Genomic DNA, 20,448 nt, shown 5'->3' on the forward strand with positions numbered 1-20,448 from the left:
TCCAACTGTCCGGACTATTGGGCGACACCTGTACTGCCCCCTTGGCGCTAGCTTCCGATTGAGGTCATCGAGATCGCGGATCGGGGGAGACATGAGCGGACGAACAGCGGGACTGGCGCTGGCGGCGCTGCTGCTGGCGGGATGCGCGGGCGCGCCACCGGAGCCGACGGCGGTGGTGCGGACCGAGGCGGGCGAGCTGCGCGGCGTGGTGGCCGCGGATCACCTGAGCTACCAGGGGATCCCGTACGCCGCACCGCCGGTGGGCGAGCTGCGCTGGCAGCCACCGAAGCCGGTGGCGGCCTGGACCGGCACCAGGGCGGCGGACCGGCCGGGCAACGCCTGCCCGCAGGAGGGCACCGAGTACGCCAAGACCGGCAGCACCACCGAGGACTGCCTGTACCTCAACGTGACCACACCACGTTCGGGTGAGCGGAAGCCGGTGCTGGTGTGGATCCACGGCGACGGCGTGGTCGGCTCGGGCGCGCTCTTCGACGGCGTGCCACTGGCCACCGCGGGCGACGCGGTGGTGGTGACGATCAACTACCGGCTCGGCGTGTTCGGCGGCTTCGGCTTTCCGGGGCTGGCCGGCTCGGGCACCTTCGGGCTGGCCGACCAGCAGGCCGCGCTGCGCTGGGTCAAGCAGAACATCGGCGCGTTCGGCGGGGATCCGGGCAACGTCACCGTGATCGGTTCCTCCTACGGCGGCTCCTCGATCAGCGCGCACCTGGTTTCGCCTGGGGCGCAAGGACTCTTCCAGCGGGCCTCCGTCCACAGTGGAGAGGCGCTGATGCCGCTGCCCGCGGGCGCGGTCAACCCCGGCATCCCGGCGGTGGACTGGTTCATGTGGCGCTCGCTGGCCGAGACCGAACAGCTGGGCGCGGCCATGGCCGGCGAGCTGGGCTGCGCGGACCTGGACTGCCTGCGCAAGCTGCCGGTGGACAAGCTGTTCCCGCTGATGCGGCTGTTCCAGAGCTACGCCTACGGCGGCGAGGTGCTGCCCGAGCTGCCCGCCGCGGCGCTGCGCGCGGGCAAGGCCCAGCCGGTGCCGCTGGTCACCGGGATCACCAGGGACGAGCACCGGACCTTCGTCGGCCTGTTCCGCGGCGAGCTGAGCGCGGCGGAGTACCCGAAGCTGGTGGCGGAAGCCTTTGGCGCCAAGGCGGACCGGATCCTGCGCGAGTACCCGCTGAGCCAGTTCGAGTCACCGGCGCTGGCCTGGTCCGCGGTGCTCACCGACGGGCTGTGGGCCACCGCCGCGTTCGAGCAGGCCGAACTGGGCGCCCAGCGCGGCAAGACCTTCGCCTACTCCTTCGCCGACCGGGAGGCGCCGAGCTACCTGCCGTTCCCGCAATCGTTGCCACCAGGGGCTTTCCACGCCGCGGACACCCCGTACCTGTTCCCGGACAAGGGTTTCCGGGACAAGGCCAAGCCGGGGCAGCGGGAGCTGTCGGAGCGGATGCTCAAGTACTGGGCCAACTTCGCCCGCACCGGCGACCCGAACGGGCCTGGCCTGCCGAGGTGGGAGGAGTTCGGCACCGCGAAGTACGTGCAGGCGCTGGCGCCGGGAGAGGCCACCCGGCAGGTGGACTTCCCGGCGCAGCACCGGCTGGAGTTCTGGCGCGGACTGCGCTGAGGCCCTTGCTCAGCGCGGCAGGCCGGACGCCCGCCAGGCGCCCGGTCCCGGCCGCAGCGGCGGCCGGTGCAGCCGGGCCGGATCGCCCCAGGCCGAACGCGGCTGGGGCGCCGGCTCGGCGCTGGGCGCGCTCGCCAAACCCGCCACCACCGCGGTCAGCGCGGCCAGCTCGGCGTCGTCCGGGGTGCCCCGGACCACGCGCAACAGTGGGCGCTCGGTCATGCCTGCCCCTCCTCGGCCGGGCTCACAGTGGGATGTTCCCGTGCTTCTTCGGCGGCAGGGTCTCCCGCTTGTCCCGCAACAGGTTCAGCGCGCGGGCCACGTAGCCGCGGGTGTAGGAGGGCGGGATCACCGAGTCCACGTAACCGCGTTCGGCGGCCACGTACGGGTTGCACAGGGTGTCCTCGTACTCCTGCTGGAGCTGGGCGCGCAGCGCGTCCACGTCCTCGCCGCGCTCGGCCGCCTGGGCCAGGGTCTTGCGGTGCACGATGTTGGCCGCGCCCTGCGCGCCCATCACCGCGATCTGCGCGGTGGGCCAGGCCAGGTTCACGTCCGCGCCCAGGTGCTTGGAGCCCATCACGTCGTAGGCGCCGCCGTAGGCCTTGCGGGTGATCACGGTGACCAGCGGCACGGTGGCCTCGGCGTAGGCGTAGATCAGCTTGGCGCCGCGCCGGATGATGCCGTTCCACTCCTGGTCGGTGCCCGGCAGGAAGCCCGGCACGTCCACGAAGGTCAGCACCGGCAGGTTGAACGCGTCGCAGGTGCGCACGAACCGGGCGGCCTTCTCGCTGGCGTCGATGTCCAGGCAGCCGGCGAACTGGGTCGGCTGGTTGGCCACCACGCCCACGCTCTGCCCGTCCACCCGGCCGAAGCCGATCAGGATGTTCGGCGCGAACAGCGGCTGCACTTCCAGGAACTCGCCGTCGTCGAGGACCCTGGTGAGCACCTCGTGCATGTCGTAGGGCTGGTTCGCCGAGTCCGGGATGAGCGTGTCCAGCTCCCGGTCCTCCTCGGTCAGCGAGTCGGCGATGGAAGCCTCGGTGAGACCGGGACCCGGGTAGGCCGGGGCCTCGGAGAGGTTGTTCGAGGGCAGGTAGGACAGCAGCGCCTTGACGTAGGAGATCGCGTCCTGCTCGTCGCTGCCCAGGTAGTGCGCGTTGCCGGACTTGGTGTTGTGCGTGCGCCCGCCGCCCAGCTCCTCGAAGCCGACGTCCTCACCGGTGACGGTCTTGATCACGTCCGGGCCGGTGATGAACATGTGCGAGGTCTGGTCCACCATCACGGTGAAGTCGGTCAGCGCGGGGGAGTACACGTGCCCGCCCGCGGCCGCGCCCATGATCAGCGAGATCTGCGGGATGACGCCGGAGGCCAGCGTGTTGCGCCGGAAGATCTCGCCGTAGAGCCCGAGGGAGACCACGCCCTCCTGGATCCGCGCGCCGCCGCCCTCGTTGATGCCCACGATCGGCCGCCCGGTCTTGAGCGCCAGGTCCATCACCTTGACGATCTTCTCGCCGTAGACCTCGCCCAGCGAGCCGCCGAAGACGGTCACGTCCTGGCTGAACACGCAGACCGGCCGCCCGTCCACGGTGCCGTAGCCGGTGACCACGCCGTCGCCGTAGGGCCGGTTCTTCTCCTGGCCGAAGTTGGTCGAGCGGTGCCGCGCCAGCTCGTCCAGCTCCACGAAGGAGCCGGGGTCCAGCAGCAGGTCGATCCGCTCGCGGGCGGTCATCTTGCCCTTGGCGTGCTGCCGTTCCACCGCCCGCGCCGACCCGGCGTGCACCGCGTCCTCGTTGCGCCGGTACAGGTCGGCCAGCTTGCCTGCCGTGGTGTGGATGTCCGGTTCGGCCGGGGCGGACTCCAGCGGCTGCCCCATCGGCGCGGTGGCACTGCTCATGACCCGGCAGCGTAACCAGCATCACCGCGGAAGCTACCGGCCCGTAGCCCATGTCACGTCCAGGTTCACCCTTGACCTCCACCGCACTGGAGATCCGATCGTGGGCAGATGACTTCTGACCTGGACAAACTCCTGGAAAGCCTGGAACTGCTCGCGGGCACCGGGGCCGAGCGCCGCGGCTACCTGGCCAACCACGGCCCGATGGCGGCCGAAGCGCTGGTCGCCCTCGGCGTGGCCGGGGCCGCTCCCGGCTGGACCCGGCTCTACCGGCCGATCCTGGAACCCGAGCCGCCGGAGCGGTTCCGGCTGGACGCGGCGGACTGGCGGGAACACCTCGGCGACCTCAGCCGGCTCGGTGACTGGACCGCGCTGTTCCGCCGCGAGCTGGCCGAGCGGGACTGGCTGGAGGTGCTGCGCGCCTGGTGGCCGCGGCTGCTGCCCGGACTGGCCGCCAGCGCCACCCACGGGGTGATCCGCACCGCGCACGGGGTCCGCGCGCTGACGCTGGCCGGACCGCACCCGATGCTGGTGGACGAGCTGGCAAAGGGCCTCGGCTTCTGGGCCGCCCGCTACCAGGAGCTGCCCGGCTCACCCGCGCTGCGCGGCCCGGACCCGCTGGGCGTGGCCATCTCCCGGCTGCCCCGGCTCACCCCGGACCAGATCGGCCACGGCGGTGGCATCAGCGGCGACCTCGCGCACCTGGACGGGTTGGCCGGGTTCGCCGAAGGGCTGGACCGCTACGGCGCACCGGAAGCCCCCGACGCGGTGCTGGACGAGCTGATCAGCGCCGCCGCCAGGGTGTTCCTGGCCCGGCCGGACGCGCCGATCGAGTTCTGCCACGCGGTCACCGGGCCTGCCGCGGTCCGGCTGGTGCTGCCGCACCTGCCCGCCGAGTTCGCCGCGCCGGCGGTGGCCGCGTCCTGGCAGGTGGTCGGCGGCATCGTGGCCGCGTTCTCGCCGGAGCGGCTGGACGGGCTGGACGTGGTGCTGGCGGAGCCGCCGGTGGCGGAGACGCTGGTGGAGCGGGCGGTGGCCTCCGGGGACGCGCACGTGATCAAGCTGACCGAGGCCGCCTTCCGCGAGCACGCCCGCACCGGTGACGCCGCCCTGCTGCATGCCGCCTACGCGATGGCGGACCGCTGGCCCTAAGCGCGGCCGTAGATCACGGTCCAGTAGTAACCGCACTCACCGCCGACCACCCGGCTGACGCCCACCGAGCGCAGGTCGCAGCGCAGCGCCGGTGAGTCGCCGTCCGCGACCGTGGGCGCCATCTCCCTGGCCGACTCCCTGGAGGCGGCCACGTAGGCGCCCGCGGTCCGCTGGTAGCCCGCCGCCCTGGCCCGCTCCTCGACCGAGGTGCCGTCCGGGCCGGTCATGCCGATGTAGTTGTGCTTCATCATGTCCGCGCTGTGCTGGCGGGCCGCGGTGGTCAGCCTCGGGTCCTGGCGCAGCGGCTGGCAGCCAGCGGCGGACCGGCGCTCGTTGATCAGCACCGTGAGCTGTTCGCCCGGACCGGCCGGGGCGGGGGTGGTGGTGGTCGGGCTGGGTTTCGGGCGGGTGGTCGAGGTCGGCGGGGTGCTGCTGCTGGGCGGGGGCGGCGTGGTCGTGGCGGGTTCGACGGTGGTGGTCGTGGTGCTGGTCGCGGGCGCGGGCGGGGCGGCCTGCGGCGGCTGGACCGGGTGCGGCAGCAGGTAGTAGCCCAGGCTCAGCGCGGCGGCCAGCGCGACCGGCACGGAGGCCTTGAACGCCATCGAGTGCCCGGCGTGCACCGGCAGCAGCGCCGGGTGGTCGGCGGGCACCGCGGCGGCGAACAGCGCGCCCAGCACGGCCAGCGGCCTGGTCAGGCGACCGGCCAGGTCCCGGCACTGCGGGCAGCGGCGCAGGTGCCGGTCCACGCTCATCCGCTGCGGCAGCGACAGCGAGCGCGGCTTGCCGGGCACCAGCTCGGCCAGCCGGGGGCAGCGGCGCGGGTTGCGGGCCAGCAGCAGCATCCGGACCGCGTTGCCCAGCGCGGAACGGGCCCGGTGGGCGAGCACCGCGGCGTGGTTCGCCCGCACGTCCAGCGCCTCGGCCAGCTCGGTGCCGGAAAGACCTTCCCGCACCGTCAGCTCCAGCACCGCGAGCTGCCGCGGCTCCAGGCTGGCCGCGGCGTCCCAGACCAGCCGGGCCGCCTCGTGCGCGGCCGCGGCCTCGGCGGGGGAGGCCTCGCCGGCGACCAGCTCGGGCAGCTCCGGCATCAGCGCGGGACCCGGCTTGCGCAGGTGGTCCAGCGCGGCGCGGTGCGCGATGCTCACCAGCCAGGGCCGGAAACGCTCGGGTTCGCGCAGGTCAGCGAGGTTGCGCAGGGCGGTGACGAAGGCTTCCTGGGTGATGTCCTCGGCCAGGTGCCCGTCCCTGGCCAGCCGCAGCACGAAGGCGAACACCGAGGGCCGGTGCCGGGCGTAGAGGGTCGCGAACGCCTGGCCTGCACCGGCCGCGGCCGCGCGGACCAGCTCCGCGTCAGTGGGTTCCTGGGTCTGCACGAGCGGGGCCTCCGGACGCGAGTGCCAAACCTTTCCCGGACTTTTCGGGTCAGACCGTAATCCCTCCGGGCGATTTTCCGTCCTCCAGATGAGTGGCTGGGCCCGCACCCCTGCTCGGGCCCAGCCACTGCCCGTATCCGGCAACCCGGAAGGACCCCTGGACTAGTGACCGCGCATGAAGGGAGCACACGGTGGCGGCGGAACCGGATGACCATCGGCGTGCTGGCCGCCGTGACGGCGGGAGTGGGTGTGGCGGCATGGCTGACCACACCGACGCCCTCGCCCAAGCCACTGGCGGCTCCGGTGCCCCTCTCCGCCGGCATCATCGACCCCGGTTCCGGCGTGGGTGGCCCTGCCCCGTCCGAGTCCGCCGAACCGACTGAGACCAGCACCACCAGCGCCGAACCCAGCACCAGCACGAGCAGCAGCACCACCACGACCACCACCAGCGCGACACCCACCCCCACCAGCGCCAAGCCGACCACCAAGCCGCGCCCCAGCACCACCACGCCCAGCCGCACCCCGAACCCGCCGCCCGGGGACGCCGCCGAGCAGGCCGTGCGCGCGCTGGTCGACGCCGAGCGCGCGAAGGCGGGCTGCGCCGCGCTGCGCTGGGACGACCGGCTGGCCACCGCGGCCCGCAAGCACAGCGCGGACATGGCCACCAAGAACTACTTCTCGCACACCTCCCAGGACGGGCGCTCCCCGTCCGACCGGGTCAAGGCCGAGGGTTACCCCGGCGGCGCGGGGGAGAACATCGCCGCAGGTCAGAACAGCCCGGAAGCGGTGATGAAGTCCTGGATGAACAGCCCTGGGCACCGGGCCAACATCCTCAACTGCGGCTACCAGGCGATCGGTGTCGGCCTGCACAAGGGCGGCAGCTACCGCTTCTACTGGACCCAGAACTTCGGCTTCAGCTGACCGGCCGCTCACCTGGGTTTTCGTACACTGTCCGGGTGCGTGACTGGGACGATCAGGCGCCCGCGGAACGGCCCCCGCTGGACGCTGAAGGGCTGCGCGAGAAGCTCGCGCGGCCGGGCGGGCCGTACGCGGCGCTGGAGGTCGTCTCCTGCACCGGATCCACCAACACCGACCTGGTCGCCGCCGCGCACTCCGGCGCGGCGGACCGGACGGTGCTCATCGCCGAGACCCAGACCGCGGGCCGGGGCCGCAACCAGGACCGGCAGTGGTTCTCCCCGCCCAGGGCCGGGCTGTACCTGAGCGTGCTGCTCCGGCCGGCGGGCGTGCCCTTCCCGCGGCTGGGCTGGCTGGTGATGCTGGCCGGGGTGGCGGTGGTCAACGCCATCGGCGACCTGTGCGAGGTGCAGGCCCGGCTGAAGTGGCCCAACGACCTGCTGGTCGGCCCGGACCTGGCCAAGTGCGGCGGCATCCTGGCCGAGGTGGTCACCGGCGCGCCGGAACCGGCGGTGGTGCTGGGCATCGGCGTGAACGTGCACCACACCAGGGAGGAGCTGCCGGTCGGGCCCGGCGGGCTGCGGCCGACCTCGCTCGCGCTGCAGCAGGCCGCCTGCCTGGACCGGCAGCTCATCACGGTGCGGCTGCTGGAGGAGCTGGCCAGGGCCGAGGCGCACTGGCGGGCCGCCGAGGGCGATCCGAGCCGGTGCGGACTGGCCGGGGACTACCGCTCGGCCTGCGCGACCCTGGGCAAGCAGGTCAGGGTCGAGCTGCCGGGCGGGGTGAACCTGAACGGCTTCGCCAGCGACGTGGACCTGGACGGCAGGCTGGTGATCCGCACCACCACCGGCCAGCTGAAGCCCGTTTCCGCAGGTGACGTCGTGCACCTGCGGCCGGTGGCACCGCAAGGTGTGGCCGGATAGGGTCCGTCGCTCCCGTACGGCGCCGTCGTGCGCCGGTACCGTGATCGTCGACCGAACGGTGTGCCATTCCTGGAGGAAGTGCCGTGGCCTATCCGGACGACCTGCTCGCGGACAACGAGCACGTCGTGGTCCACAAGCATCCGCACTGGAAGACGCTCATCCTCCCGGTGCTGGTGCTGCTGGTCACCATCGGGCTCTGCCTCTACCTCGCCGCCCTGGTCCAGGACCTGAGCTGGGCGAACACCGGCTGGATCGTGCTCGGCTGCCTCGGCGGCCTGGTGATCATCGTGTTCGTGCTGGTGCCGCTGGTGCGCTGGCGCTCCACCCACTTCGTGGTCACCACCCAGCGGATCATGGTCCGCGAGGGCGTGATCACCCGCAACGGCATCGACATCCCGCTGTCCCGGATCAACAGCGTCCGGTTCAAGCACGGCCTGCTGGACCGGGTGCTGGGCTGCGGCACCCTGATCGTGGAATCCGCCTCGGACGAACCGCTGGAGTTCGACGACATCCCGGGCGTGGAACGCGTGCACACCCTGCTCTACCGGGAGGTCAACGATGACCCTGAGGACGACTTCATCCGCAACCGGCCGCCGCGCGAGGAAGGCCGCTGATGGGCGCGCGTGAGGTGGGGCTGCCGGCCAGGGTGCTGCCGGTGAACACCGAGGAGCTGCCCTCCAGGGTGACCATCTGGGAGGTCGGCGCCCGCGACGGGCTGCAGAACGAGCAGACCGCGGTGCCGGTGGAGGTCAAGCTGGAGTTCCTGGACCGGCTGGCCGACAGCGGGCTGTCCGTGCTGGAGGCGACCAGCTTCGTGCACCCCAAGTGGGTGCCGCAGCTGGCCGACGCCGAGGAGCTGCTGGCCGGGCTGCGCAAGCGGCCCGAGGTGATCTACCCGGTGCTGGTGCCCAACGAGCGCGGCCTGGACCGCGCGCTGGCCGCCGGGGTGGACCACATCGCGATCTTCGCCAGCGCCACCGACACCTTCGCCCAGCGCAACCTGAACAGCAGCCTGGACGTGCAGTTCGCCATGTTCGACCCGGTGGTCTCCAGGGCGCTGGAGGCGGACATGTCGGTGCGCGGGTACGTCTCGATGTGCTTCGGCGACCCGTGGGAAGGTCCGGTCCCGGTGCAGCAGGTGGTCGAGGTCGGCCGCAGGCTGCTGGAGATGGGCTGCTGGCAGCTCTCCCTCGGCGACACCATCGGGGTGGCCACGCCCGGCCACGTGGAGGCGGTGCTCGGCGGCTTCATCGAGGCAGGCGTGGACCCGTCCATGCTGGCGGTGCACTTCCACGACACCTACGGCCAGGCGCTGTCGAACTCGTTGAGCGCGCTGTACTGCGGGGTGTCCACGATCGACTCCTCGGCCGGTGGGCTGGGCGGCTGCCCGTACGCGGAGTCGGCCACCGGCAACCTGGCCACCGAGGACCTGGTGTGGATGCTGGAGGGCATGGGCATCGAGCACGGCGTCGACCTGGACCAGCTGGTCGCCACCAGCGTGTGGATGGCAGAGCAGCTGGGCAGGCCGAGCCCGTCCCGGGTGGTGCGGGCGCTGGCGAAATGACCGGGCGGCTCCGCGAACCGTGACTCCGGAGACGCACTGGCTGGACGGGTTCCCGTTGCTGGCCTGGAAAACCGAGCGCCCGTGGCTGGCCATCTCCTCCGCGGTGCTCGGCGGCGGCATCGGCGAACGCAACTGGGTGCTCAACGCCACCGTGCCCACCGGCTACGACCGCACCGACCCGGAAGTCCACTGTGGACAGATGGCGGCGCGGATCGGCTTGTCCGGCAACGGCACCGCGCTGCTGACCGCGGTGGACGTGCGGCACGCGGTGCACAGCGCGAGCGAAGGGACCAGGGTCACCGCGACCACCGGGGTCGGCCAGCCGGTGTGGGCGGCCTCGGCCGAACCGCTGGTGTGGCGGCCGCCGCCGGGCACCATCAACGTGGTGGGCCTGCTACCGGTGCGGCTGACCGAGGGCGCGCTGGTGAACGCGGTGGCCACGGTGGCCGAGGCGAAGGCGCAAGCGTTGGCGCAGAACGGGATCGAGGGCACCGGCACCTGCACCGACGCCACCGTGCTGCTCTGCCCGGCCGACGGCGAGGCCGAACGCTACGGCGGGCCGAGGTCGCTGATCGGCTCGGCGCTGGCCCGCGCGGTGCACACCGCGATCACCGAGGGACTGCGGATTCCGGCCAGTCAGGCCAGGTTCAGGGCCGGGGGAGCTCGGTCCGGCTGCTGATGCCGAGCTTGCGGTAGGCGCTGCTCAGGTGCAGCTCCACGGTCCGGCGCACCACGAACAGCCGGGCCGCGATCTCCCGGTTGCTCAGCCCGAGCGCGGCCAGGTTGGTCACCCGCAGCTCGGTCGGCGTCAGCGACTCCAGGCCGCTGTGCGCCTGCCGCCGCGGCCGCGCGCCGGAGACCCGCAGCTCGGCCCGGATCCGCCGGTCCACCACGGTCGCCCCGCACTGCTGGGCCAGCGCCCCGGCCAGCCGCAGCTGCTCGCGGGCCTCGGCCAGCTGGTTGGTCTTGCGCAGCGCGGTGCCCAGGTCGGCCAGCGCGCGGGCCTGCTCCAGCGGGGCCTGCGCCTCGGCCAGCACCCTGGCCGCCTCGCGCAGCAGCTCCACCGCCGCGCTGCCCCTGGCCAGCACCCCGGAGACGCGCAGCGCCGCGCCGATGGCCTGCGGACTGCCCCAGGAGCGGGCCAGCGCCAGCTCCTCCATGGCCAGCGCCTTGGCCGTGCCCAGCCTGCCCAGCGCGGCCAGGCCGATCGCGGCGGCTGAGCGCCAGGGCACCACGGCCGGGTTGGACATCCGCCAGGCGTCCAGCCTGCGGCCCGCGCACAGCAGGTCCTCCACGCCCTCGGCCGCGGCGCCGGTGGCGATCCGCAGCCGCCCGCGCCCGGCCAGCAGCCAGGCCCCGGCCAGGCCGCCGGGCAGGTTGTCCGCGGCCAGCACCTCCTCGTAGAGCCGGTGCGCGCCCTCCACGTCCCCGGTCTCGGCGAGCGTGTCGGCCAGCCGGGTGGCCGCGGTCACCGCCAGGCCGTGCGCGTACCGGGGGCCGAACCGGACCAGGGTGTTCAGGCAGGCGCGGGCGTCCTCCCGGCACTGGGTGAGCCTGCCCAGCCGGTAGCCCACCTCGGTACGCACGGCCAGCGCGAACGCGGTGTCCGCCGGCGAGCTGGCCTGCTCGAACAGCAGCTCGGCCTGCCCGGCCGCGGCCTCGTTGGCCCCGGCGATGGTCAGCGCAAGCGCGGTCGCCGGGGCCAGCGAGGCCCGCGCCCAGTCGTGCACCCGGTCCCGGTCGGTGCCGGCCAGCACCGCGCGCACGCACCACAGCACCGGCGGCAGCTCCCGCTCCGGCTGCGGGGTGAACCGGGTGGCCGCGGTGGAGGAGTGCAGCAGCGCCAGCAGCGCCTCGCCCACCAGCAGCGCCTCGGCCACCGCCGGGTCGGCGCACTGCTCGCGCACCTCGGTGAGCACCCGCAACCCGTCCTCGTGCCTGCGGCTCAGGCACAGCAGCCCGGCCAGCTGGCGGGCGATCTCCTTGCGCTGCACCGGATCCGCGCTCACCGTCAGCGCCCTGCGCAGCGCGGCCACCGCGCCCGCCACGTCCAGGTGGCTCAGCGCCGAGCCCAGCCGGACCAGGATCGCGGCCCGCTGCCGGTGGTCGAGCTGCTCGCGCAGGGCCGCGCGCAGGTAGCGCACCGCGTGCCCGGTGCGGCCGGCCGCGACCGCCTCGGTGGCGGCCAGCTCCAGCACCTGCGCCGCCCAGGACTCGCCGAGCGGCCCGGCCCGCAACAGCTCCGCGCCCACCCGCTCCGCGCCCGCGCCGCGCGCGTGCAGCAGCCGGGCCGCGCCACCGTGCACGTGCTGGCGCGCCTCCTGGCTCAGGTCCGCGGCCGCGGCGGCCCGCACCAGCGGCTGCCGCAGCGCCACCTGGTCACCGCGCCAGCGCAGCAGCCCGGCCTCGGTGAGCGCGTCGGCCAGCCGCGCGGCCCGGTCGGCAGGCAGGCCGCGGATGGCCCCGGCCAGGTCCAGCTCGACCTCCTCGCCCAGGGTGGCCAGCGTCCCGGCCAGCTCGCTGGCGCCCGGTGCCAGCTCGGCCAGCACCAGCCGCAGCCAGCTCACGATCTCCCCTGGCGGGCGCTCCAGCAACGCGCGCACCGTGCTCACCGTCGGCGGCGTGCCGGACTGCCGCAGCCCGCGCAGCAACGCGTGCACCAGGAACGGGTTGCCCGCGGTGGCCGCGTGGCAGGCCGCGCCGACGCCCTCGGCCACCGGCACGCCGAGCACCGCGCCCGCAATCGTGGTCACGTCCGGGATGGACAGTCCGTCCAGGACGATGTGGTGGGCGAACCGGCCGGCCAGGTCGGCGGGCCAGACGTCGGCGGGCGCGGTGGTGCCCAGCACCAGCACCCGTTCGCCGCCGATCCGGCGCAGCAGGTAGGCCAGCCAGCGGGCCGAGGCCGCGTCCGCCCAGTGCAGGTCGTCCACCGCGATCACCAGCGGCCGCTGCTCGCTGAGCCCGACCGCGACCCGGTACAGCTCCTCCACCGCGTCATAGGGCAGGTAGCGGGTCTCGTGCCTGCCCAGCGAGCGCACCGCGGCCGCGGGCACGCCGGCCCGGCCGCCCGCGCTCACCGAGGTCAGCTGCCTGCCCCAGTCGAGTTCATTGCTGAGCAAACGTTCGGAGAACAGCTGACGCAGCAGGCACAACGGGAAGTCCGCCTCCCAGCGGTCCGCGCTCGCGGCCAGCACCAGGTCGCCCGCGGCCCGCGCGCGGGCCAGCACCGCCCGCAGCAGAGCGCTCTTGCCGGCCCCGGCAGGGCCGCGCAGCAGCGCGCTGGTCCCGTGGCCGGAGTGCGCCAGGGAGAGCAGCTCGTCGACCGCGTTCAGCTCGACCGCACGTCCGACGAGATCCACCCACTCCTCTTTCTCTTCACGGGTCGCCTTCAGCATGGTCGCCCGATCCTCACTCAGGTTGACCCGATTGAGCGATACCCCCCGTGATCTGTCCTACCGGGAGCACGGCGAACCACAAACCTTTCGGACCCTGCCGAGAGGCCGGGGGTTCGTTCGATGAGCAGGCTCGGCAACGGAAACGAACGAGCGACCACGGTTGAGTGAACGGGGAGGTCCGAAGTGGCCGGATCAACACTGCGCCTGCGCGGCCCGAGCGGGCGGGCGGTGACCGTGCGGCTGCCGGACGCGGCCAGGGTGACCTCGGTCGCCGCGGAGGTGCGCTTCGCCGGTGGCGTGTACAGCCGGGGCTTCCAGATCGGCCCGCGCGGCTACCACGAGTTCGCCTGCCGGGAGGTGCTGCCCGCCACCGCGGCGCACCGGTTCCCGGCCGCCGGGCGGGAGGTCCTCGCCTCGGCCACCGCGGACGGCGACACCACCGTGGTCAGCTGGCTCGGTCCCTTCCACGAGCTGCTCACCGTCTTCAGCGGCCCGGCGCCGAGCCGGGAGACCCTGCTCGCGCTGTTCAGCGGCCTGGACCTGGACGACCGGCCGGAGGGGCTGAGGGTGCGCGCCGCGGTCGGGCAGGTGCTGGAGCGGATCACGCTCACCGTGCACGGTCGCGGCACGGTGACCATCCCCGGCCCGGAGACCGCCCGCCAGGTGCTGCCCAAGCACCGCGGCGCGGCCACCCCCGGCGGCGAGCTGTGGCGGCTGGCGCTGCCCGGCCGGAAAGGTTCCCCGGACGCCAGGGACTACCTGTTCGTGCTGGCCGGCCTGCGCGGCGCGGCCGAGGTGCAGCTGAGCCGGGACACCGGGGCGAGCACCGATGAGCTGCTCGACTGGGTGGCCGGACTCGACGTGGCCTGGGCCGGTCACTGATGGACCCGGTGCTCGCCCTGTTGATCCTGGCCTGGCTGGCGATCGCGCTGCTGTACCTGGGCCTGGCCGCGGTGCTGCGCGAGCTGCGGCTGCTCCGCCGTCAGCTCACCGCCCGCCAGGCCACCGGCGCGGACCTGGCCGAACTGCGCCTGCCCGGCTCGGTCACCGCCCGCTTCGACGGCCCGCGCACGGTGCTGGTCGCCGACTCCGGCTGCCCGCTGTGCCAGTTCGCCGCCGCCGAACTGGCCCGGCACGCCGCCCGCCCGGTGCTGCTCACCTACGAGGAAGCCGACGCCTGGCCGGACCTGCCCGCGACCGTGGAGCTGGTCACCGACCGCGCGGCCTGGCAGGCCCTGGCCCACCTCAACCCGCCGATGCTGCTGTCGGTGACCGCCGACGGCCGGATCGACTCCCTGGTCCTGCCCACCACCGCCGCGGAGGTCCGCCGCGCGCTGCACACCCCGGAAAGGCAGCCGTCATGACGCTCAGCCTGGACCACATCCCACCCGCCGACGCCACCCCGGCCACCTACCCCGCCACCGCCGGCCTGCGCGCCCTGGACACCAGGGCCAGCCGCCGCGGCGTGCTGCGCGGCGTCGCACTGTCCGCGCTGACCCTGGGCACACTGTCGCTGACCTGGCGCACCGCGAGCGCGGACACCGGCCCCGGCGGCCTGGAAGGCTGGGACCGCAACGACTGCAAGGACGCCTACCCGGGCGGCTACTACGAGTCCCCGGACACCGGCGGCCGGTACCGCACCGCGCCCGCGGCCTGCTTCGGCGGCGAGTTCCGCTCCAGCGAGTACTGCGCGAACGGCTGGCACCGCGCGGACACCGAGGGCGGGCAGACCTACGGCACGGTGAGCAGCTCCTGCAACGGCAAGAACGCGTGGAAGTGGCGCACGCCCGACGGCCGGGTGTACCGGTGCTCGGACGGAAACCTCACGGTGACCAGGAGCGGTACGACGAATACCTACTTCACGATCTGCCGCGCACTGGTGCGATGAGCGGGAAGCTGACCGTCGCTGGCCCGGTGTGCGGGACGTCGGCTGCTGCTGGCTCGGTGAGCGCGCCAGTGGCCGCCACTGGTCCGGCGCGCCGGACGCTCGCCGCAGCCGGTCCGAGGGTCGCCCGTGACCTCCGCTGACCGGGCGGCCCGCCGCTGGCACCCGCTCACCACCGCCGCCTTCCTCGTCCTGGCCGCGCTGGCCGGGATCGTGCTCGACCCCGGCGGCCCCGGCTGGTCCTGGCTGGTGCTCGGCGCCACCGCCGGTTTCGCGGTCAGCGGCTCCACCTGAAGCCGGAACTCAGCCGCGGTGCTGAGCTCGCCGGTCTGGCGGGGTGTCGCGCCCTTCGCGTTCGCGGGGGGACTGTTGCTCGGCGGGGTGCTGAGCGCCTTCGGGGTGCTGCTGCTCGGCTCGGTGCTGCGTCCGCTGATGCCGCCGCTCCTGGTGTCCGGGCTGGTCTGCGCCTGGCTGGCGGTGTTGGTGGCGCGGGAGTTCGGGCTGTTGCGCTTTCCGTTGCCGCAGAACGCGCGGCTGGTGCCGGAGACGGTGTTCCGGCACGGCCCGGTGTTCGGCCCGCTGCAGTTCGGACTGGAGATGGGCACCGGCATGCGCACCTACGTGACCAGCGGCCTGCCCTACGCGTTGCTGCCACTGGTCGCGTTCTTCGCCGGCCCGGGGCCCGCGCTGCTCGCGGGGCTGGCGTTCGGGTCCGGGCGGGCCGTGATGACCTTCGGGGTCCTGCGGCACGGTCCGCCCGGTACCTGGGACGCGGCCTGGTTGCGGCATTCCCGGCTGCTGGCCGCGCTGCTCTGCCTGGCCTTCGCGCTGGCTCAGGCCAGCGTGATCGTCGGTCCCTGAGCAGGCACCAGCTCGCCGATCACCGGCGCGCCGGGCACCTCGCCCGCGACCAGCAGGCCGCCGGAGGTCTGCGCGTCGGCCAGCAGCAGAGCGTCCACTTCGGACAGTCCGGCCAGCTCGGCGTGCGGGCGCACCCAGTCCAGGTTGCGCCGGGTGCCGCCGCTGACGAACCCGGCCTCGGCGGCGGCGCGCGCTCCGTCCAGGTAGGGCACCGCCTTCGGGTCCAGCACCGCGGTGACGCCGCTGGCGCGGGCCAGCTTGTGCAGGTGGCCGAGCAGGCCGAAGCCGGTCACGTCGGTGGCGCACCGGGCGCCCGCGGCCACCGCGGCCTCGGCGGCCCGGTCGTTCAGCGTGATCATGGTGGCGATGGCCTCCGGGAAGACCTCGCCGGTGCGCTTGTGCCGGGTGTTGAGCACCCCGGTGCCCAGTGGCTTGGTCAGCGACAGCGGCAGGCCGGGCCGCCCGGCGTCGTTGCGCAGCATGCGGTCCAGCTCGACCAGCCCGGTCACCGCGAGCCCGTACTTGGGGTCGGCGTCGTCGATGCTGTGCCCACCGCCGATCGGGCAACCGGCCCGCGTGGCGACCTCCGCGCCGCCGCGCAGCACCTCGGCGGCCAGCTCCATCGGCAGCAGCTCGCGCGGCCAGGCCAGCAGGTTCACCGCCAGCACCGGGCGGCCGCCCATCGCGTAGACGTCGGAGAGCGCGTTGGCCGCCGCGATCCGGCCCCAGTCCGCCGCGTCGTCCACCACCGGGGTGAAGAAGTCGGTGGTCAGCACCAGGCCCCGGGTGTCATCGAGCCTGCGCACCGCCGCGTCGTCGCCGTTCTCCGCGCCCACCACTAAGTCCGGTTGCGCACCGGTTAAACCGGTCAGCAGCGGTTCAAGCTCGCCGGGCGGGATCTTGCAGGCGCAGCCGCCGCCGCGGGCGTACTCGGTGAGCCTCACGACCTGGTGCCGAACATGCCGGTGAAGGCGGCCCGCATGACCAGGTCCTCGCCGCGGTACAACCGGCCGATCATCTGCACCAAGCCGAGCCCCTCGCGGCTGGCCGACCGGCGCGCGGAGACCACCTCCAGCTCGCTGCGCAGCGTGTCACCGGGGAACACCGGCTTGGTCCAGGACAACTCGGTGAGGCCGGGCGAGCCCTGCGAGGTGGACCCGGCCAGCACGTGGTCCACGTAGGACCGCATCCACAGCGAGCCGGTGAACCAGCCGGAGGCGCACAGCCCGCCCAGCACCGAGGCCGCCCCCGCCGCCTCGTCCAGGTGGAAGGGCTGCGGGTCGAAGCGCTCGGCGAAGGCCAGCATCTCGTCCTTGTCGATCACGATCTGCCCGAGTGGGATGATCCGTCCGGGAGTGAGGTCCTCGTACGCGATGGCCACCATGTCAATGATCGTCGCACCGAATTCACCCGGAACGAGGGGAACCGGGTGGGGCGTTCGGCCGTCAAAGGGGTGACCTGCGTCCCACCCATGGAGGTCTCGTGCCGACCGACCACAAGGCCCAGGTGGCCGAACTGATCGCCGACTACCGGCGCAGCCGCGACCAGCTCGGCACCGTGCAGCGCGCCTTCCGCGAGGTCAGGGAGAGTGCCAGCAGCGAGGACGGCGTGGTCACGGTGACCGTCGGGCCGCGCGGCGCCCTGCTCGACCTGCGCATCACCGAGCAGGCCTACCAGCGCTACCGGGCCGCTGAGCTGGCCGCGCTGGTGCTGGAGGTGACCGCCGCGGCGGCTGAGCTGGCCGCGGCCAGCGCCCAGCGCGCGCTCGCCCCGCTGCTGCCCGCCGACGCCGATCCGCAGGCCGTGCTGGACGGCAGCGGCGACCTCACCACGGGGGAGCTGAACCTGCGGGCGCGGCAGGCCGATGAGGACTTCGAACAGCAGAACTGGCTGCGTGCGGGAGGCGAGCGGTGAGCGGGTTCCGGACCGAACACGAGCGGCTCAGCCGGGCCGCCGGCGACTTCGACGACTACCGCGAGCGGGCCGACGCGATCGCCAAGGCGCTGACCGCGAAGCTGGCCGAGCTCGGCGAGTGCTGGGGCTCGGACGCGGTGGGCCGCAGCTTCGCCAGGACGCACGTGCCAGGGGCGACCAAGACCCAGCAGCGGCTCGGCGAGCTGCCCGGCGAGCTGGCCGAGGTCGGCGGCAAGTTCGCCAGGACCGCCGAGGAGTACCGGAGCACCGAGCAGGACAACGAGCTGGGGCTGCGCCGGAGCTGACGGGCTTGGCGAGTCGGGGAAGTCGGGGAGAGGACGTATGGGTATCGAACTGCCGCCGGAACTGGCGCAGATCGCCACCGCGCTGAACGTGCGCTGGCCACAGGCCGACGAGGACAAGATGCGCGAGGCGGCCAAGGCGTGGCGCACCGCCGGTGACGGGGTCACCCGGCTGTCCACCGAGACCGACGCGGTCGCCCAGCACGCGCTGACCGGTGCGAAGGGCCGCGCGGCCGACGGCGCCCGGCGGCAGTGGAACGGGTTCGTGGCCGCCGACGACGGCCGGATGCCGTTGACCGCCAAGGGTTGCCTGGAGGCGGCGCAGCGGCTGGAGCACGCGGCCGGCCAGATCGAGGCGACCAAGTCCAAGATCGTCGCCGAGCTGGTGAAGCTGGCCAAGCAGGAGGACGTGGCCCAGCTGCTCGCGGAGGAGGGCGGCCGGGAGGCGCTGGCCTCGCGCAGCTCGCTGGCGGCCGGCGTGCTGGCCAACCTGACCCAGCTGACCGACGCGCTGGAGACCGCGGTGCGCAGCACCAGCGGGATCTCGGTGGACAACGACGTGCACCCGGTCACCGGGCCCGGCGCGGTCGACCCCGGCACCGGCTACCCGATCGACCCGGCCACCGGCATGCCGATGGACCCGAAGACCGGCCGCCTGATCGACCCGGACACCGGCAACCTGGTCGGCCAGGCCGGTAACTACATGCGCGACCCGCAGACCGGGCAGCTCATCGACCTGCGCACCAACCAGCCGGTGGACGCAGGCACGCTGCCGCAGTACGACCCGGTCACCGGCGAGCCCATCGGCGGCGCGGGCGCTCCTTCCGGCGCGCCCGGCACCCAGCCGACGCTGCCACCGGCCGCCGCGCCCGGCACCCAGCCCGCGCTGCCACCGGACCCCCGCCAGCCGGAGCCGCCGGGCAGGGCAGGGGACCACCCGGGGCCGTCCTTCGGTCCGCAGCCGGGCCACAACGCGCCGCCGCCGTACTACCACGACCCATCTCCGCAGACCGGTCCGATCGAGCTGCCCCGGCACCAGCCCGCGCCGCCCCCGCCGGTCTACTACGACCCCACCCCGACCCCGCCGATGCGCCAGGGACCGGGCCCGAACGAGGTCCGGCTGTCCTTCGCGGGCGCGCCCGAGCCGGTCGCCGGTCCGCCAGCGGCCCCGCCGCCGGTCGCGCCGCCACCGGCCGCGCCGCCGCCCAGCTTCCAGCAGTTCGGCCCCGGCCAGCCGGGCACGCCGTTCGCACCGCCGCCCGCCGCACCCCCGCCCGCCGCGCCGCCCGCGGCCCCGCCGGTCGCCGCACCCGGCCACGCCGCGGCCGCCGCCCCGCACGCGCCCGCGGGCGCGGCCGCCGCCGCCGGTGGCGCGGCCGGGGTCGCCCCGGTGCCGGTGCACGGCGGCCGGGGCGGTGTCGGCATGGACGCCGGGTTCGGCCCGAACAAGGACTGGCGCGGGGTCCGCCCCGGCGCCGGCTACCTGGAGATGGCGCCGGGAGTCGCGCCGGTGGTCGAGCCGGACCGCCCGGTGGCGCCGGCCAAGCTGTCGCTGCCCACCCGCAAGGACGACGAGCTGGCGCTGTTCCTGGTGCACCTGTTCCCGCTGGGGCACATGCCGAGGCCGACCAACCGCCCGGCCCGCCAGCTGCCCCGCCCGCGCGCCGAGCTGGACTACGCGGCCGGACTGCGCTTCCCGCCGCACGACCACCCCCGCTCCGAGCTGATCACCGGCTACCCGGTGGCCCCGGTGCCGCGCACCCCCGGCCTGGCCCCCGACCACCCGGCCGTGCTCGCCCTGGTCCCGGACTACGACCCGCTCGGCGGCCAGCACGAACGCGAGTGGGACCGCCGGTTCCTGGCCCGCCCGGCCACGCCGGAGCGCGCCGCCGAGTACGCCTGGCCGCCTGCCGAGCTGTGCCCGGAGGGCGGGGTCGACCCGGACGGCGCGGAGCCGATCGTGCTCTCCGTCGGTTCGATGCTGGACCGCTTCGGTCCCAGGGACGGCCGGGTGTTCGCGGTGGACGGCACCCCGTTCGCCGAGCGCGGCCTGCCCCCGGAGCTGATCGGCCACGGCTACCACCGGTTCCGGGTGGCCCGCGAGCTGCCGGTGTGGCGCACGGTGGCCGCGCCGTGGTTCGGTCAGGCGGGCGGCGGCATCCGGTTCCGCACCACGCACGCCGCCGCCGAGCTTGTTGCCCTGGGTTTCCTGGTCGAAGTGGGAGAGGACACGAACGCGTGAACGCGGAGTCGATCGGTGAGTGGCTGCGCGCGCTGGGGGTGCCGCCGCAGGTGGTGTCCATCGGCGCGGAGGCCGACAACGCGTGGTGCCTGCTGCGCGACGAGGTCGCCGACGAGGAGGGCCAGTTCGGCTGGGAGGTCTTCTGGCGCGAACAGGGCAACCGGTACGACTGGGCCAGGTTCTCCAACGAACAGGTGGCCTGTTTCTACCTGTTTGGGCGACTGACCTGGGCGCAGGTCAGCCGGGGCGCGCTCGGGGTCATGCAGCAGGTGCCGTGACATTGGCGTGCTCCGCACGCGGGATTTTTCGCTCTTGAGTCGCCTCGTCGTGCATCCGCCGCACGCGAAGCAAGCTTCGGATGCGTCGGACGCACGACAAGGCGACGCGAAAAATCA

Annotated in this window: 22 protein-coding genes; 16 read left to right on the forward strand and 6 right to left on the reverse strand. The window is 74.0% G+C overall.

Annotated elements, in window-relative coordinates:
- Positions 1-91: 91 nt before the first annotated feature.
- Positions 92-1,633, forward strand: a complete 1,542-nt coding sequence (locus M8C13_RS35590) for a carboxylesterase/lipase family protein (RefSeq protein WP_252485181.1) — start codon at positions 92-94, stop codon at positions 1,631-1,633.
- 9 nt (positions 1,634-1,642) lie between these two features.
- Here M8C13_RS35590 and M8C13_RS35595 read toward each other — a convergent pair whose 3' ends face one another.
- Together M8C13_RS35595 and M8C13_RS35600 are read right to left on the reverse strand one after the other, a co-directional pair.
- Positions 1,643-1,855: an acyl-CoA carboxylase subunit epsilon gene (locus M8C13_RS35595; protein WP_252485182.1), complete on the reverse strand. Its 213-nt coding sequence runs from the start codon at positions 1,853-1,855 to the stop codon at positions 1,643-1,645.
- Between the two features lie 22 nt (positions 1,856-1,877).
- Positions 1,878-3,527 (reverse strand): acyl-CoA carboxylase subunit beta, encoded by a 1,650-nt coding sequence (locus tag M8C13_RS35600; RefSeq protein WP_252485183.1) that lies wholly within the window; start codon positions 3,525-3,527, stop codon positions 1,878-1,880.
- A gap of 108 nt (positions 3,528-3,635) precedes the next feature.
- Between M8C13_RS35600 and M8C13_RS35605 the strand changes: the two genes are divergently transcribed.
- Entirely contained in the window at positions 3,636-4,676 is a 1,041-nt protein-coding gene (locus M8C13_RS35605; protein WP_252485184.1) for a questin oxidase family protein, read from the forward strand.
- On the opposite strand, the gene M8C13_RS35610 is transcribed toward M8C13_RS35605, so the two are convergent.
- Positions 4,673-6,049 (reverse strand): sigma-70 family RNA polymerase sigma factor, encoded by a 1,377-nt coding sequence (locus M8C13_RS35610; RefSeq protein ID WP_252485185.1) that lies wholly within the window; start codon positions 6,047-6,049, stop codon positions 4,673-4,675. The two genes, M8C13_RS35605 and M8C13_RS35610, sit on opposite strands and share 4 nt — an antisense overlap.
- A 207-nt stretch (positions 6,050-6,256) precedes the next feature.
- Between M8C13_RS35610 and M8C13_RS35615 the strand changes: the two genes are divergently transcribed.
- From M8C13_RS35615 to M8C13_RS35635, 5 genes are all read left to right on the forward strand, one after another.
- On the forward strand, positions 6,257-6,970 hold the full coding sequence (locus M8C13_RS35615; RefSeq protein WP_252485186.1) for a CAP domain-containing protein: 714 nt from the start codon (positions 6,257-6,259) through the stop codon (positions 6,968-6,970).
- 35 nt (positions 6,971-7,005) lie between these two features.
- Positions 7,006-7,887: a biotin--[acetyl-CoA-carboxylase] ligase gene (locus M8C13_RS35620; protein WP_252485187.1), complete on the forward strand. Its 882-nt coding sequence runs from the start codon at positions 7,006-7,008 to the stop codon at positions 7,885-7,887.
- An 83-nt stretch (positions 7,888-7,970) separates the two neighbouring features.
- Positions 7,971-8,501 carry a PH domain-containing protein gene (locus tag M8C13_RS35625; RefSeq protein ID WP_252485188.1) on the forward strand — a complete coding sequence of 177 codons (531 nt, stop codon included), beginning with the start codon at positions 7,971-7,973 and terminating at the stop codon, positions 8,499-8,501.
- Positions 8,501-9,451, forward strand: coding sequence for a hydroxymethylglutaryl-CoA lyase (locus M8C13_RS35630; protein WP_252485189.1), 951 nt, complete (start codon positions 8,501-8,503; stop codon positions 9,449-9,451). Before M8C13_RS35625 ends, M8C13_RS35630 begins: the two co-directional genes overlap by 1 nt.
- Positions 9,452-9,470: 19 nt before the next feature.
- Positions 9,471-10,130, forward strand: coding sequence for an adenosylcobinamide amidohydrolase (locus tag M8C13_RS35635; RefSeq protein WP_252485190.1), 660 nt, complete (start codon positions 9,471-9,473; stop codon positions 10,128-10,130).
- Here M8C13_RS35635 and M8C13_RS35640 read toward each other — a convergent pair.
- The gene (locus M8C13_RS35640; protein WP_252485191.1) at positions 10,099-12,813 is read right to left on the reverse strand and encodes an AAA family ATPase; all 2,715 of its coding nucleotides are present in this window, start codon (positions 12,811-12,813) and stop codon (positions 10,099-10,101) included. The two genes, M8C13_RS35635 and M8C13_RS35640, sit on opposite strands and share 32 nt — an antisense overlap.
- Positions 12,814-13,032: 219 nt before the next feature.
- Between M8C13_RS35640 and M8C13_RS35645 the strand changes: the two genes are divergently transcribed.
- The 5 genes from M8C13_RS35645 to M8C13_RS35665 all read left to right on the forward strand — a co-directional run bounded on the left by M8C13_RS35645 (position 13,033) and on the right by M8C13_RS35665 (position 15,595).
- Entirely contained in the window at positions 13,033-13,731 is a 699-nt protein-coding gene (locus tag M8C13_RS35645) for a hypothetical protein (RefSeq protein ID WP_252485192.1), read from the forward strand.
- On the forward strand, positions 13,731-14,213 hold the full coding sequence (locus M8C13_RS35650) for a hypothetical protein (RefSeq protein ID WP_252485193.1): 483 nt from the start codon (positions 13,731-13,733) through the stop codon (positions 14,211-14,213). Before M8C13_RS35645 ends, M8C13_RS35650 begins: the two co-directional genes overlap by 1 nt.
- On the forward strand, positions 14,210-14,737 hold the full coding sequence (locus M8C13_RS35655; protein WP_252485194.1) for a hypothetical protein: 528 nt from the start codon (positions 14,210-14,212) through the stop codon (positions 14,735-14,737). The genes M8C13_RS35650 and M8C13_RS35655 overlap by 4 nt, the downstream gene beginning before the upstream one ends.
- 126 nt (positions 14,738-14,863) lie before the next feature.
- Positions 14,864-15,028 (forward strand): hypothetical protein, encoded by a 165-nt coding sequence (locus M8C13_RS35660; protein ID WP_252485195.1) that lies wholly within the window; start codon positions 14,864-14,866, stop codon positions 15,026-15,028.
- A gap of 18 nt (positions 15,029-15,046) precedes the next feature.
- Positions 15,047-15,595, forward strand: a complete 549-nt coding sequence (locus M8C13_RS35665) for a hypothetical protein (RefSeq protein ID WP_252485196.1) — start codon at positions 15,047-15,049, stop codon at positions 15,593-15,595.
- Here the strand turns inward: M8C13_RS35665 and selD are convergent.
- Together selD and M8C13_RS35675 are read right to left on the reverse strand one after the other, a co-directional pair.
- On the reverse strand, positions 15,568-16,539 hold the full coding sequence (gene selD / locus M8C13_RS35670; RefSeq protein WP_252485197.1) for a selenide, water dikinase SelD: 972 nt from the start codon (positions 16,537-16,539) through the stop codon (positions 15,568-15,570). The genes M8C13_RS35665 and selD overlap by 28 nt on opposite strands.
- Entirely contained in the window at positions 16,536-16,979 is a 444-nt protein-coding gene (locus tag M8C13_RS35675; RefSeq protein WP_252485198.1) for a MaoC/PaaZ C-terminal domain-containing protein, read from the reverse strand. The genes selD and M8C13_RS35675 overlap by 4 nt, the downstream gene beginning before the upstream one ends.
- 98 nt (positions 16,980-17,077) lie before the next feature.
- Between M8C13_RS35675 and M8C13_RS35680 the strand changes: the two genes are divergently transcribed.
- The 4 genes from M8C13_RS35680 to M8C13_RS35695 are packed head-to-tail and all read left to right on the forward strand — an operon-like array spanning position 17,078 to position 20,331.
- Positions 17,078-17,509 (forward strand): YbaB/EbfC family nucleoid-associated protein, encoded by a 432-nt coding sequence (locus M8C13_RS35680; RefSeq protein WP_252485199.1) that lies wholly within the window; start codon positions 17,078-17,080, stop codon positions 17,507-17,509.
- Positions 17,506-17,814 (forward strand): WXG100 family type VII secretion target, encoded by a 309-nt coding sequence (locus M8C13_RS35685; protein WP_252485200.1) that lies wholly within the window; start codon positions 17,506-17,508, stop codon positions 17,812-17,814. The genes M8C13_RS35680 and M8C13_RS35685 overlap by 4 nt, the downstream gene beginning before the upstream one ends.
- Positions 17,815-17,851: 37 nt before the next feature.
- On the forward strand, positions 17,852-20,053 hold the full coding sequence (locus M8C13_RS35690; RefSeq protein WP_252485201.1) for a glycohydrolase toxin TNT-related protein: 2,202 nt from the start codon (positions 17,852-17,854) through the stop codon (positions 20,051-20,053).
- Positions 20,050-20,331, forward strand: coding sequence for a hypothetical protein (locus tag M8C13_RS35695; RefSeq protein ID WP_252485202.1), 282 nt, complete (start codon positions 20,050-20,052; stop codon positions 20,329-20,331). Before M8C13_RS35690 ends, M8C13_RS35695 begins: the two co-directional genes overlap by 4 nt.
- Positions 20,332-20,448: the final 117 nt, after the last annotated feature.

Source organism: Crossiella sp. SN42 (genome assembly GCF_023897065.1).
Lineage (GTDB): Bacteria > Actinomycetota > Actinomycetes > Mycobacteriales > Pseudonocardiaceae > Crossiella.